The 13630-nt window shown below is 62.4% G+C and carries 12 protein-coding genes and 3 pseudogenes; 11 read left to right on the top strand and 4 right to left on the bottom strand.

Annotation, left to right across the window (positions count from 1 at the left end):
- The first annotated feature begins 219 nt into the window (after positions 1-219).
- Both U0023_RS26100 and U0023_RS26095 read left to right on the top strand, forming a co-directional pair.
- On the top strand, positions 220-549 hold the full coding sequence (locus U0023_RS26100) for a hypothetical protein (RefSeq protein WP_322883846.1): 330 nt from the start codon (positions 220-222) through the stop codon (positions 547-549).
- 147 nt (positions 550-696) lie between these two features.
- On the top strand, positions 697-1374 hold the full coding sequence (locus U0023_RS26095; protein WP_322883845.1) for a transglutaminase-like cysteine peptidase: 678 nt from the start codon (positions 697-699) through the stop codon (positions 1372-1374).
- Positions 1375-1580: 206 nt separating this feature from the next.
- On the opposite strand, the gene U0023_RS26090 is transcribed toward U0023_RS26095, so the two are convergent.
- Complete coding sequence (locus tag U0023_RS26090) at positions 1581-2123, bottom strand: TetR/AcrR family transcriptional regulator (protein WP_322883844.1); 543 nt, start codon at positions 2121-2123, stop codon at positions 1581-1583.
- 75 nt (positions 2124-2198) lie between these two features.
- Here U0023_RS26090 and U0023_RS26085 point away from each other — a divergent pair, with 75 nt between their 5' ends.
- The 4 genes and pseudogenes from U0023_RS26085 to U0023_RS35660 all read left to right on the top strand — a co-directional run.
- Positions 2199-2585, top strand: coding sequence for a hypothetical protein (locus U0023_RS26085; protein ID WP_009764903.1), 387 nt, complete (start codon positions 2199-2201; stop codon positions 2583-2585).
- A 158-nt stretch (positions 2586-2743) separates the two neighbouring features.
- Positions 2744-3175, top strand: a complete 432-nt coding sequence (locus tag U0023_RS26080; protein ID WP_322883843.1) for a hypothetical protein — start codon at positions 2744-2746, stop codon at positions 3173-3175.
- A 291-nt stretch (positions 3176-3466) separates the two neighbouring features.
- Positions 3467-3913, top strand: a complete 447-nt coding sequence (locus U0023_RS26075; protein WP_009489574.1) for a DUF1772 domain-containing protein — start codon at positions 3467-3469, stop codon at positions 3911-3913.
- Positions 3914-4310: 397 nt separating this feature from the next.
- A pseudogene (locus U0023_RS35660) lies at positions 4311-4580 on the top strand (hypothetical protein); the annotation flags it as partial.
- Between the two features lie 426 nt (positions 4581-5006).
- Here the strand turns inward: U0023_RS35660 and U0023_RS26070 are convergent.
- Entirely contained in the window at positions 5007-5384 is a 378-nt protein-coding gene (locus tag U0023_RS26070; RefSeq protein ID WP_040638025.1) for a hypothetical protein, read from the bottom strand.
- Between the two features lie 75 nt (positions 5385-5459).
- On the opposite strand from U0023_RS26070, the gene U0023_RS26065 reads away from it, so the two are divergent.
- From U0023_RS26065 to U0023_RS26050, 4 genes and pseudogenes are all read left to right on the top strand, one after another.
- Complete coding sequence (locus U0023_RS26065; RefSeq protein WP_009489572.1) at positions 5460-5759, top strand: hypothetical protein; 300 nt, start codon at positions 5460-5462, stop codon at positions 5757-5759.
- Between the two features lie 192 nt (positions 5760-5951).
- Positions 5952-6179 (top strand): hypothetical protein, encoded by a 228-nt coding sequence (locus tag U0023_RS26060; RefSeq protein ID WP_009489571.1) that lies wholly within the window; start codon positions 5952-5954, stop codon positions 6177-6179.
- Between the two features lie 198 nt (positions 6180-6377).
- Positions 6378-8504, top strand: coding sequence for a hybrid sensor histidine kinase/response regulator (locus U0023_RS26055; RefSeq protein WP_009489570.1), 2127 nt, complete (start codon positions 6378-6380; stop codon positions 8502-8504).
- A gap of 155 nt (positions 8505-8659) precedes the next feature.
- A pseudogene (locus U0023_RS26050) lies at positions 8660-9154 on the top strand (IS110 family RNA-guided transposase); the annotation flags it as partial.
- 10 nt (positions 9155-9164) lie between these two features.
- Here U0023_RS26050 and U0023_RS26045 read toward each other — a convergent pair.
- On the bottom strand, positions 9165-10586 hold the full coding sequence (locus U0023_RS26045; RefSeq protein ID WP_009489568.1) for an IS4 family transposase: 1422 nt from the start codon (positions 10584-10586) through the stop codon (positions 9165-9167).
- 109 nt (positions 10587-10695) lie between these two features.
- On the opposite strand from U0023_RS26045, the pseudogene U0023_RS26040 reads away from it, so the two are divergent.
- Positions 10696-11250: pseudogene (locus U0023_RS26040) on the top strand (IS110 family RNA-guided transposase); the annotation flags it as partial.
- A 560-nt stretch (positions 11251-11810) separates the two neighbouring features.
- On the opposite strand, the gene U0023_RS26035 reads toward U0023_RS26040, so the two are convergent.
- Complete coding sequence (locus tag U0023_RS26035; protein WP_009489565.1) at positions 11811-13502, bottom strand: methyl-accepting chemotaxis protein; 1692 nt, start codon at positions 13500-13502, stop codon at positions 11811-11813.
- Positions 13503-13630: the final 128 nt, after the last annotated feature.

Here is a 13630-nt window from a genome sequence, read left to right as displayed (position 1 = left end):
CTCGGTGGACGTAGCCCATTCCTACAATATCCATTGTGTCCGTTTTTGCCCAGCAAAGCTGAAACCTCTCCTACCCCTGACGAATTACTCCTTTAGAGGTGCGGCTCACCTGCCTATGCCTCCAGACTGGAACCTCTCACTCGACGTCCTTGAGGGGGAGGCTTGTTGGTGCCGTGATCGCGAGTCGTCAGTAGAAACCTTGAGATGAGGAGATCATTCGTGTTGAAGAAGCAGATCAGTATCAGTGTGATGGCCGCTGGTTTCGCCTGCGGGATCGTGTCCGCCGCGTTGGCCCAGAGCGCTCATGGGACAACCAACTCCACCCTTGGATCGAGCGGTGCTGCGACCGGGACCAATGGCGCCCTGCATTCTGGAGCCAACAAGGCTCTGAACGGGGCCAAGTCGGATACGACCGGTACAGTGCTTCCGCCTGCCAACAGGAGTGCCACCGGCACGACCAACTCGACTCTTGGCGCAAGCGGTGCCGCGACCGGGACGAACGGCAAGCTTCACTCCGGTGCCAACAAAGCCTTGAAAGAAACCCACTGATGGACTTGCGTCTCCCGATCGCGGTGAGGCGGATAGGACGGCTCTGTGCAATTACATGAGCCGGATGTCCTCACGCCAGGTAGAGACGCGCGGGCGGAGAGAGGGGCCTCCGCCCGCCTTCCTGTCACGAAGGGAGCGCCGGGCCGCATGCGTGCGAGTCAGCTTTATTCGATGAATGGTTCAGGGATCTTGGCGATGTTGCATGGCGGCATGTTCTCGGTCTTTGCCGCTCTCTCATTGTGCTCGTTAGCAAGTCCAACGTTCGCCCAAAGCGGCCATGAAGCGCTCCATGGCTTTCATGAGTTCTGCCGCCGCCACCCGTCCGAATGCAGGCCGGCTGGTCCTTCGGTCAGGCAGGTTGCTGCGACAGCCCAGCACATGAGCGAACTTCAGCAGATTAATCTTACCGTCAACAGGTCGGTCGAAGAGATGTCTGACCGGGAGCAATGGGAAAAGGAAGATGTCTGGAGCTTGCCGACGACCGGCCGCGGGGACTGCGAGGATTATGCGCTGATGAAGCGCAAGCTGTTGATCGAGCGCGGCTGGCCGTCGTCGGTGCTCCTGCTGACGGCGGCGCTCACGCCACAGGGTGACCCGCATCTGGTCCTGACTGCGGTCACGGACAAGGGGGACTATGTTCTCGACAGCCGGACGGACACTCTGCGAACTATGTCGCAGACGGGCTACACGTATCTGTCGCGCCAGTCGCGAGCCAACCCGCGCGCCTGGGTTTCTGTGACCACAGGCGAGCAGACCAGGGAGCCGGTGGCGGATTTCCAGGTCCGTAGGCTCTCGTCGCGCGCTTCGGGCATCTCAGATCACTGAGACTCCACCCAAGCGGACGGAGCGTGAGGAGGGGCAGAACAAGAGCCGTCCCCGATGACACGATGTCTCGGAGCAATTCTTGTCCCGATGCCTATGAGGGCGAAGTGTGCCAACTGAAACATAGTCGCCATACCAGCCCGCTGCGGCGAGTTCCTCCGAGCACAACGAGGCACGGCCGGCAAAGTCACTAGGCTGCCGAACAGCGCCTAGTCGGGCCCCCCGAACAGATGTGCGATGTCGTTCAGTGCATCCTTCGCCAACGATCTGTGGCGCTGGTCCGCGACGGCCGCCTGCCCCAGAAAAGCCCAGTAGAGAAACAAAGCCCGATGGGCCGCGCGTGTGGTGTCCACGCCAGCATCGACCAGCAATTGAGATACCCGGGCGATCCGCCGCTCGTCGACGGCGGCAACAAGACGGGCAACATCGTCGTCGTGGGCGGCCCAGGACCGGACGGCACGATCTACCCTGGGTTGTCGGGCGAAGGCCTCGTTCAGCAGGTCCCGCAATAGCTCCGGGTCGTTCGGCCTAGCATCCAACGCATCGATGATCTGGTTCGTTGAGGTTTCCTGCCAGTGCTGCAGAAGCTCGGAGCGGAAGTCTTCGATGTCCGGGATATGCCAATACAAGCTGCCGCGCGACACATTGAGCTTGGCTACCATTGGGCCAACCTTCAACGCGCCCGGCCCATTTCCTGCCAGCGTCCGCAGGCCGTGCTTCAACCAGTCCAGCTTCGTCAGCCGCTCACCCATGGCTGCACCATACACATGTGTATTGACTCGTCCAGCCGTCAGCCTATGGTCATAACCATACAGAGGTGTATGGTTATGACCAGCTACAAGGCCGCTCTTGTCCTCGCCGGGCTCATCGGCAGCTTTGGTGCCGTCATCCACGGGATGCTCACCCAATCGCATCTTGTCGTTCCGGTCCGGGAACTCTCGGCTACACGGATCAGGGTGCCGATCCAGAGGCTGGTGATGATCCTGCTGCAGTTCAGCACCTTCAACTGGTTCGTTGGGGGGCTCGCGCTGATCGCAGCCGTCTGCCTCTCAGGGCAGGAAGCAAGGCTGGCAGCGGGTCTGCTGGTGGGAAGCTCGTACCTGTTCGCCGCCCTCGGCAATCTCTGGGCAACCCGAGGCCGGCACCCGGGCTGGATCGTCTATGGAGCAGCACTTGGCTTGATCCTCTATGGGCTTACCGAGCCAGGGGCGTGAGTCTCATGCGAGTCATCGGTTGAAAGACAGCGACTTTGGTTCAGCCGCTCGATGACATGGAGGGGAAGAAGTGAGGGGCGCGCCACAGAGCATCACTGCATGGGCGCGAGTTGTAGGGCTGCAAAAAGGCTGGAAGCGGCCCGGTCCAGGAGGTAGCGATGAGATTTGCACGATGGGTCTTCCGACTTGCCGGTCTCTACGGGATTGTTCTGCTCACCCCCTTCTATTTCTTGGAGAAACAGATTGGTGCCGTGACCGTTCCGATTGCCCATCCTGAATATTTTTATGGCTTTGTCGGCACGGCGCTGTCTGCGCAGATCCTTTTTCTCATCGTCTCGACGGACCCGGTCCGCTTCAGACCGGCAATGGTCGCGTGCGTGATCGAGAAACTGGCTTTCGGAATTCCTGTCTGGATGCTCTGGAGTATGTCTCGCGTTGGACTGGGCATCGTGTCACTGGGCTCCGTCGATCTGATCTGGGCCGCGCTTTTCACGATAGTCTATATTCGTCTTGGTCGCGCCACTGCAAATCGCTGGGAGCACCGCGGGCACTGTCAATGCCAGGTGATAAGGGAGCATAGAGATCTATGAGGCGATCGGTGCTGATTCGGCTTCAGGAGTCTGCCATTGCCATACGATCGTCCGGGCCTCGAGAGCCGCTCCCAGGGCTGTAACTGGCCCTCGAAACTTCATGCTTGCCTCATCTACGTGCGGGCCGACTACAGTGACGACGCGGCAACCGCTGGACGAGAAGCCTAAGACCCGCGAGGAGATGCTGCATTTTGACATCTAGGTTGATCGGGGAGGTCTCCCGCCGACGCGCCTCCTTCGTCCTGGAGGGCAGCCGGCGTTGGCAGAAACTCCGAGACGTGGAGGTGCCACATGGCTTTGCGCATGGTCCAGTTCTTCGCCGTCGTGTTGACGGCTTTAGCCTTAGTACCTACCGGGGCTCATCTATTCGAGCTGCCCAATAAGTTCAATCTATCGCGGGATGCCTATTTGACCGTTCAGGGCATGTACGCTGGCTGGGCTTTCTTCGGCATCATCGATCTGGCTGCGCTCGTCACGAATGTCTTTCTGGCGGTCAGGCTACGTCGGCAGCACCCAGCCTTCTCCTTTGCCGTGATTGCAGTCCTTTGCTTTGTTGTGTTCTTCGCCATCTTCTTCACGTGGACGTTCCCTGTTAACCAGGCGACTTCCAATTGGACCACCCTGCCGGACGACTGGAGCCAGTTGCGCCAGGAGTGGGAATACTCGCATGCAGTGAACGCAGTCGTTATGCTTATCGCCCTCTGTTCAGTGACACTGGCGGTGATCACCACGCATTAAGATTGAGGGTCCTCGGAAGCGCAACGTCGGCTCGACCAAGAGGCCGAACCGGCAGACGGCCTCGACCATGGGCCGGCTCTCACATCGGTGGGGATCCGTCCAGCGGATGTGCGGATGACAGAATCGTCCACCCATATGGCTTGACTCTCCTCTGCTATCTCCGGGAGCTTCCTGTGCAGCTCGACCTTGAGCGTCGTGCTCGACATATTCCCACCCAAGTCGAAACTGCTAAATTGGACCGGGCCGCTGTTCTCGTCGGCATCCGGTGCACTTCCGCTGGAGACAAGGTGCTCCTCACCTCGCGGGCGCCGGCGCTACGCTCCCAAGGTAGAGATCTGAGTTCCCCGGCGGACGAGCCGAACCCAGCAATCGCGATGCGGTCGAAACGGCTCTACGCGAGACCCAGGAAGAGGTCGGGCTGTCCCCTGATGCGTGCTCATTTATCGCCTTGTTGGATGAGATTACGGTTGGTAAGTGCTACCGGACGATGCCAGTCGTGGGCGTCGTCACCGATGCAGAGGCCTTGTTCGCGCATCCAAGCGAGGTCACCCGTATGATCTGGATGCCAATCCAATGCCTTGCCGAGCCCAACGCCCTGGCCGCATCAAAGGGCGGGCATCAAGGAAGGCCTCGGCCCGGTTACCGCTTCGACGTGATGGCTTGGTGACCTGGGGCGCAGGGCTCGGATCCTGACCCAGGGGCTCGAGAGAGGCTTGCCTGCAAGGGCAAACGTTGCTCCGAGCTAAGCACGATGCTGCGGAGTGGATTTGATCATATCTCGCAGGATCATCATCCCGGCAACGGCGATCGTTGCGGAGACGGCAATGCTGGCCAAAGACCATCAGCGGAGATTGACCAGAACGAGACGCATAAGCAAGCGAAGGGCCGCCTGATGCGGCACTCCCGACAGGATGCTTCAGCACGCAGGAAGCAATAGGTTGGCTACCTGCTGAGGGAATAAACCCGCACCCTGTTCGTTCTTCATCCTAAGCGCGAATAGGTTGAGTTGGACGGGGCAGGAGATGTGCAAACCACGACAGACGCAACCGAGCCAACCTGTGGGGCGAGGCTCTATCCTTCCTGTGGGACCGGATCAGGGGTCAGGTCGTGTCAGCGCCAACGCGATATAGCGACCTTGTCTCGCCGACAGACTGCTCTTCTGGTCGCGGCTTCGATGATCGCCGTATGCTGTCCGATGGTCGTCCGTTTCCATATCACTCACGCCCTCCTGCCTCATATTGAGGGTTCTTTCGCTCTCGCGAAATCCGGCAATGGCGGGGGCGGAAACGGCCGCGGTGGAAGTGCCAAGGGCGCCGGCGATCACGGCGGAGGAAACAGCAACGGTAATGGTGGAGGTGCCAGCCGCGGCGGAAATGATCCTTCCGGGCGCAATGTAGGCAATGCGGATAAGAACACCAACCCTGGCGGAGGAGACATCAGCCACAAGGGCACAGGCTCCGCTCAGCACCATGGGACCGCTCGCGCGCGGGTTCGTCACGGACCAGCGCAGGGGCATCGCCCGACAGCCTCTGCGAAGGCACGCGACGTGCGGGTCAACCCACAGCGGGCGAAATACACCCTTGTTGCCTCAGGGCTGACCGATGCTGATCTTACGAAGCTGAAAGCACGGGGCTTCCGCGTCCAGGCTCGGACGAGGGGCAGCCTTGGCCCACGGGCCATCAAGTTACGGCTGCCCCATGGCCTATCTTTGGATCAGCCTCGCCGGGCCGTGCGCAGGATCAACGCCAATGCTGCGGTCGATTTCGACACCTACTACTACACGGATGCGGAGCCCCCCGAAGGCTTCCTCACGGAGACGCCCAACAAGCCGATTCATGCATGGTAGGGCAACTGCTGCCATCTGCTCCTGTCAAACGCGCTAGAAGCCTGAGCGTCTGGGTCGCGCCACCTGCGGAAATCTTCGACTTAAGGCCGCAATGCATTGGCTACCGGGTCGCATGCCACCGTGGCCCGCTTCAGCAGGCCTTGATCAGTCAGACGGCCGCGATATCTCAGCTCGTCTTGCTGGGGCAGGGCAGTGGACGACTACTTCGTAATTCAGCCAATCGGCGGCCTGTGGACGGTCGTCAGCAGCGAGATCATCGTGGCTCGTTGCCCAACCCTTCCCGAGGCCATCAAGGCTGCCGTCCAGGTCGCCTCCCGCACGGCAGCCTACGGCCGGAGGGTCCAGGTGCTGGTCGACGAGCCGGAAGGAGGCCGCGCGATCATCTGGGATTCGACCCGCGACGGGTACAGCGCCGCCTGAGCCCGCGTTGCGTTGCATCTGAAGGTTTCCCGGTGCACTTCACCTAGCGGTCTCATGATAGGCACAGAGCGCTCCAAGGGTTGCCTTACCCTCAGCCTAGACCCATGTAATCCCACCACAGAGCACCGGCTGAATCCACCGGTGCCTATCGTGCCTCATCGCTTCCCACCTGGACTCAGCTCGGAACCTCTTGTGTCGATGCCCTCTGTCCGCCTGCACCAGCTGCTGCTGGTCGCCGCGCTGCTCGTGCCCGCTGTCGTGTTCGCGGCCGCCGGAGTCTGGAACCGGACGGAAGTTCTGCGCGACAACGAGGAAACCATCACCCGCACGACCGCGATCCTGCACGAGCATGCCCGCAAGGTGTTCGACACAGTCGAGCTCGTGATCGGGAGGGTCGAGGACCGCACCCATGGCATGTCCTGGGACGAGATCGCAGCCCCTGAGACCAGTGTCTTCCTCCAAAGGCTCAAGGCGCCCTTGGAACAGGCGGTCTCGATCTGGATCACGGATGCCACCGGGCATGTTCGGGCGGGCAGCCAACCGTGGGACACCAATGTCACCATTGACGAGCGCGAGTTCTTTCAGGCCCAGCGCGGCCGCGATGCCGGCACCTACATCAGCGCAGTGTTCCAGGGCAAGGCCACCAGCAAGTCGTCGTTCGCCGTCAGCCGCCGTCGATCGACTCCCGAGGGTCACTTCGATGGCATCATCCATGTCGCGCTCAGCCCTGAGTACTTCAGCCGCTTCTTCCGGGAGGCAGCCCCGCCGGGACCCCATGCGGCAGCCCTAATCCGCGAAGACGGCTCGATCCTGGCCCGGTCTCCCACGCAGGTGGCCTACAGCCGCCTCGGGCCGGACAACATTCTCATGCGCAGCATCGCAGCCCAGTCCGACGGAAGCGTGTTGTTTGGAACCTCATCGACCGACCAGCGCGAGCGGTATTATGCCTACCGCCATGTCGGCGATTACCCGGTTTATGTCGCCTTCGGGATTGATGCCGCCGTCGTGCTGGGACACTGGTACCGCAATCTGGTGGTCTATGGAGTGGTCGCGGTCCTGTCCGCTCTGATCCTGTGGTTGGTCTCCTGGCTGGCGCTTCGACGCGCCCAGGCCGAACAGGCAGCCCTCATCCAGCTTCGGCATGAGAGTGAACAGCGTCATGCCGCCGAGCAGCGCCTGTTGCAGGCGCAGAAGATGGAGAGCATTGGCCAGCTCACGGGTGGTATCGCGCATGACTTCAACAACCTGCTGGCAGTGATCCTCGGCAACCTCGATCTGCTGCGCAAGCGCATCAAGGATGATGACCGGGCCAGGCGGCTGCTGGAGGGCGCCATCCAGGGCGCCCAGCGCGGGGCTGCTCTGACCCAGCGGCTGCTGGCCTTCTCGCGCCGCCAGGATCTCACGCCACAAGCCGTCGACGTGCCGCAACTAGTCGCTGGCATGACCGACCTGCTGGCGCGTGCCTTGGGCCCGAGCATCGAGATCGTCACCCGCTTTCCCGCGGGCCTGCCGCCGGTCAAGGTGGATCCGAACCAGCTGGAAATGGCGCTGCTCAACCTGGCAGTGAATGCCCGCGATGCCATGCCGACCAGCGGCACGATCACCATCTCGGCGAATCCGGAAGATGTGGCGGATGGCGACGGGAACAGCCTCCCGCCGGGAGCCTATGTCTGCGTGTCAGTGAGCGACACCGGCATGGGCATGGATGCGGCCACCCTGGCCCGCGCCATTGAGCCCTTCTTCACGACCAAGGGAGTTGGCAAGGGAACGGGCTTGGGTCTGTCGATGATCCACGGGCTCGCCGTCCAGTCCGGCGGCACCCTGACGCTGACGAGCCAAGTGGGCAAGGGCACGACGGCTAAGATCTGGCTGCCTCAGGGCGAGACGTTGACGGAAGCGTCTGCCGGCAGTGAGCAAGCCCGTGCGGAGCATCGCACCTGCACGGTGCTGTTGGTCGAGGACGATCCGCTGGTGATGACCGGGACGGCTGCCATGCTGGAAGATCTCGGCCATACGGTGGTGGAGGCCTCGTCCGCCGAGGCAGCCCTGAGGGTCCTCCGGGAAAACACGTCCATTGATCTGGTGGTGACCGACCACGCCATGCCGGGCATGACAGGGCTGGAGTTGGCAGAGCGGATCCGGGCGAAGTGGCCGACCATGCCGATCCTTCTGGCCAGCGGCCATGCCGAGCTGCCGGAGCGGGCCGGGCTTGCTCTCCCGCGACTGCCCAAGCCCTTCCGTCGCGATGAGTTGGAACATGCGATAGCGTCCCTAGTCACGCCAGCCTGCGAGCCCGCCAACGTAGTGTCGTTCCGCAAGCCTTGAGGGTTTTCGGACCAGCACGCCCCTGCCTACCTTGAATCAGGATCGCCTGCGTCAACCCGCTAGCGGGAAGGTCAGTTAATGGAATGGTCCGGCCGGGCTCCTGCCCCGCTTGTTCGTAAGCTGTGGGGCTTCGAGCCACGTAAGGAGCACGTCCCATGTCACGGTCTTCTTCCTCTGCCGCCATTGCCACGCTGGGCATCGATCTGGGCAAGAACAGCTTCCACCTTGTCGGTCAGGATCAGCGCGGCGCCATCGTGCTGCGGATCAAGCTTTCCCGCTCCCAGCTCCCGCAGCGGCTGGCCAACCTCCCGCCGTGCCTGATCGGCATGGAAGCCTGTGCCGGAGCCCACCACATCGGCCGTCAGCTACAAGCGCTCGGTCACGATGTACGCCTGATCCCGGCCCAGTACGTCAAACCATTTCTCAAGGGGCACAAGAACGACTATCGCGACGCAGAGGCCATTGCTGAGGCGGTGCAACGGCCCACCATGTCCTTCGTGGCGATCAAGACCCCCGACCAGATGGATCTGCTCGCCTTGCACCGGGTGCGCTCGCGCCTGGTCAGCCAGCGCACGGGCGTCACCAACCAGATCCGCGGCTTCCTGCTCGAGCGCGGCATCACTGTACGCCAGGGGCTTGCGCCCTTGCGGCAGGCACCTTTCAATTACCCACAAGCCTCATGCCGAGGGAGGCGCCCAGTTCGATATCGGTGAAGCGCGAGAGGCCGCACCACAGGACCATGTTGCCGGGCGGCGGATCCTTGGCGCGCGCGAGATAGCCGCCAAGCCGGGCCATCTTGGTCAGATAGTGGGGCAGTGTTGGCGCCGGTGACGACGCCTTGTCCTTGATCAGTTGATCGAGCAGGCGGATCTCGAGCGGGGTGAACACCAGGCGTGGAGATGCCGTGGGTGCCGTCCGATTGAGCATCGTCAGCCAGAACACCCGCCATGCCAGGATGCAGAACAGCGCCAGCAGATTGACCAGCCGCTCGGCCGAGCGGAGTTTCGCATCCTCGGCGCGGCAGCCCGATTTCAGGATCTTGTGGAACAGCTCGATCTTCCAGCGCAGGACGTACCAGCCGATCTTCTCGACCGCCTCATCAACGCACGTGACGGGCAGATCGGTGAGGAGGCGCCACTGGATCGGCGGGCGGTTCTCGGGTGTTCCTCGCTCATCAGCGCAGATCACGGTGAGTTCGAGAGCAGGATAGCGCTTCCGCTTGGCGAGGGGCGGCAACACATGAAGGCGCTGGTACTTGATGGTAAGGTGGGCCCGGCCGCTCTTGCCCTTGTCGTCGCGCACCTCGATCCAGTGCTCGCCCAAGCCCGGCACCTCGTCCATGGCTGCGATGATCGTCCGGGTGCCGTCATCCGCCCGCCGGTCGACGCTGCTGCGCACGAGAAAGTGCGTGCCGAGTTCGTGCGCCGTGACGAACAGCTCATAGATGTCGCCCTCGCGATCACCGATGTGGATGCACCGCGCCGGATCGGCAGCAAGTCCGGATGCCTGGCGCATGTTCTCGAGCCAACGGAGGCTCTCTTTCTGCTCGATCGGCACCCGCGTCGGGTTGATATGCCGCTTGAGGGTGCTCGTGCCCTTGAAGCTGGCGCGGGTCCAGAACTTGATCGCGCACAGTCCCAGCGGCAACCCGCCCGGCGTGACACCGAGGCTTGAGTGCATCAGAAGACCACAGACGGTATAGAACTGGCGGCGATCGTAACTGGTGTTGCGGCAGGGATATTGCCCGGTCAGGCCGATCGGCTCGGGCCGGACCCGGTGATAGACGAACTCAGTGGTGTCATGAAGGATGAGGATCGGCCCCTCAGTCGCGGCCAGGCGGCTGGCGGTGGCGGCGAAGTGGCCGGCCAGGATCTGAGCCTCGCTGACGCGATCGTTGTCGAAGAAGCGATACGCGGCTTTGGTGGCGGCCCAGTCCTGGCAGGCCAGCGGCAGGCTTGCTCCCATCGCCCCGCCGAGCTGCTCCAGGAGCCGCCGCAGACGCTGGTCCAGCCGGGCATCGGCAAAGGTCGATCCGGCCAGCTCCTCATCGAGCCACGCGGCACCCTCGAGCATCGGATCCATGGTACCCCTCCATCTGAACGGGTGCCCAACAAGGAATCACGCCCAAGCCACGTCTTGCAAGCTGGAGCGGCCCTTACCCCGGAGATGTGGGTAATTGAAAGGGCAGGCACTGCCCGGCATTCTGGGCTCGTCCTCTGAGGTGCTTTCGCCTCGGCTGGTGCGCCTCGTCTCTGACCTGATGGAGGATTGGCACCGGCTGGATGAGCGCATCGCCCATGTCTCGGCCGAGATCGAGGCGCTCGCGGCCCAGGACGAGCATTGTCAGCGCCTGATGAGCGTGCCGGGCGTGGGGCCGATCATCTCGTCGGCCATGGTAGCGGCGGTTGGAACGGGTGCCGGGTTCAAGCAGGGGCGCGACTTCGGGGCTTGGCTCGGGCTGGTGCCGAAGCAGGAATCGACCGGCGACCGCACGATCCTGGGCAAGATCTCCAAACGCGGCAACAAGTACCTGCGGACGCTGTTCGTGCAGGCGGCTCACATCGTGTTGCTGACTCGCCCGCATAGGGCGCGATTGGGCTTGTGGTCCTGGATCGAGGCCGCGGGACGACGGCTGCACCGCAACATGCTGGTAATTGCGCTCGCCAACAAGCTCGCCCGCATCGCCTGGGCGGTGCTGGCGCGAGGGCATGGCTATCAGCCCCGGAGCGCCTCTCATACGATGTGAGACGAACTTGCGCGTGAGCGTTTCCGGAACCGGCTCGGATGAACCCTCAACACTGAGGATGTGATGATGACGTCAGTCAGGTAATCAACGACTTTCCCGCCGAGGTCTGCGAGGTAACGAAGGAGATGGACGAACGGTCTGCCCGGCGCAACCATGAGACTGGGTGCCATGATGGCCCATCGAGGTCTTTCAGCTAGCGAGTCTTGGATGCGCGCGGATACCCATGATGGCCCGGAGCTGAGGCTCCACCACGAGGCCGAATACATTGATGCAGCTCTCACGTTCGTTAGTCTGCCAACATCATCTTGCGACGCACGGCCGGACCATACATATGGCACCGGACACCTGGTGTACCCGCCGCTCAACGGAACTCCGAAGTCTCTTGGAGGGGTCACCTTCGGGGTGGTTGCTCTCAGCCCGGTCTGACGGCGGTCCGCCGGCCCGAAAAGAAAGGCGCCCCTACCCAGTCGGGGCGCCTTCCGTTTTCAGCTCGCCGCGGGGCAAGCCGCCCAGCGAACCTCAGTCCGCCGATATCCGGCATATAGCTCCGAAAGCTTGCCTTAAGCTGCCTTCACACCCCGGAGGAACTGGCCGACTTCGTCGCCGAGGCTGTTGGAGTGGCGAGCGAGCTCCTGAGCGGCACTCAGGACCTGAGAGGCCGCCGCCCCAGTCTCGCCAGCACCCCGGCGTACGTCGCCGATGTTCCCGGTCACGTGCTCGGTGCCACGGGCGGCCTCCTGGACGTTGCGGGCGATCTCACCGGTGGCCGCGCCTTGCTCCTCCATGGCAGCCGCGATCGAAGTCGAGATCTGCGACATCTCCCCAATGGTATGGGCGATCGTCTGGATGGCCTGGACAGCCTCTCGGGTCGCCTGCTGTACCGAAGCGATCTGCTGCGAGATCTCGTCCGTCGCCTTCGCTGTCTGGTTGGCAAGCTCCTTCACTTCGGAAGCCACGACCGCGAAGCCCTTTCCGGCCTCGCCGGCGCGCGCCGCCTCGATGGTGGCGTTGAGTGCCAGCAGGTTGGTCTGACCGGCCACCGAGTTGATCAGGGCAATCACGTTGCCAATCCTCTCCGCAGTGGCAGCAAGCTGCTGAACGATCGTGTCGGTACGCTGGGCATCCTGAACCGCGCGCTCGGCAATCCGCGAGGATTGGGTCACCTGCGAGGCGATCTCCCGGATCGAAATCGACAGCTCCTCCGTGGCGGCAGCGACCGTCTGCACATTGGCCGACGTCTGCTCGGCCGCCGAGGCAGCGCTGACGGTCTGATTGTTGGTCTGGTCCGCGATGGACGTCATGGTCTGGGCGGTCGCTTCCATCTCGGTCGCGGCCGAGGCGAGACCCTGGGTCATGGCCGAGACATTGCGCTCGAAGTCCTTGGTCAGCTGATCGAGGACTTGGGCGCGGCGCATCTTGGCTTCGTCCTCGGCGGCCTGCTCGGCAGCGAGGCGGCGTGCCTCAATGGCGTTGTCCTTGAAGACCTGGAGCGAGCGGGCAAGCCCGCCGACCTCGTCCTTGCGCTCCGTGCCACTCACCTCGACAGCAAGGTCGCCATTGGCCAGCCGGCCCATCGCCGCGGTCATCGCGCCGAGCGGACGGGTGATGCCGTAGATCACGATCGCTCCGATCAAGCCAAGAGCCGCGATGATGCCAGCAGCAGCAGACGCAATCAGGGTGCGGGAGGTATCGGCCGCAAGCTGATCGGCATCGTCGGCCGCTTGCGCCAGAGACTGCCTGCTGGTCTCGACCCGTTCGGTGAGGAGATTGCGCAGCTTGATACGAGCATCCCGGCCCTCGCCATTTGAGATCTTAAGGGCACCTTCATCATCGTTGACCTTGGCACGGTCCACGCTTTTATCAAGAAGGCCAAAGTAGTTGACGATGTTGGCTTTCAGATCGGAGTAGAAAGTCTTCCGCTCCTGGGTGTCGGCGAGAGCGATCAATTCGTCCGCATGTTTTAGGGCCAGGCCCTTGTAAGTACTGAAGGTCTTATCGCCCGATTTGATCATCTCCGGATCACTGAAGAGGATCAGGTTCTTCTCCTGCGTCGTGGTCTCGTTGACCTCGGCGTTGATCTGCAGGGTGAGCATCTGACGAGCCACCTCCTGTTCGACCAGCTCCTGAGTGTCCTGGGCCATATCGTCGAGCCCGAACTTTGCCAGGGTGACGAGCCCGATTGCAACAGCGACGAAGATTGTAACCGGAATGGCGAGCTTCGAGAGAAGCTTCAAATTATTGAGCGCACGCATTGTCTTTCGATGACCCGCCCGCATCGCCGCGGGAAGCACGCGCCCCCTGACGCGCAATAAATCGGGTTGCGGCGAAAATTGGCTAAACCGGTGAAGAAGATCTTAAACTTTGGAATAATTCGAAGAGG

This window comes from Microvirga lotononidis, assembly GCF_034627025.1.
Classification (GTDB): Bacteria; Pseudomonadota; Alphaproteobacteria; order Rhizobiales; family Beijerinckiaceae; genus Microvirga; species Microvirga lotononidis.
The sequence above is the reverse complement of the archived record's forward strand: the minus strand, read 5'-3'. Positions and strand labels throughout refer to the sequence as shown.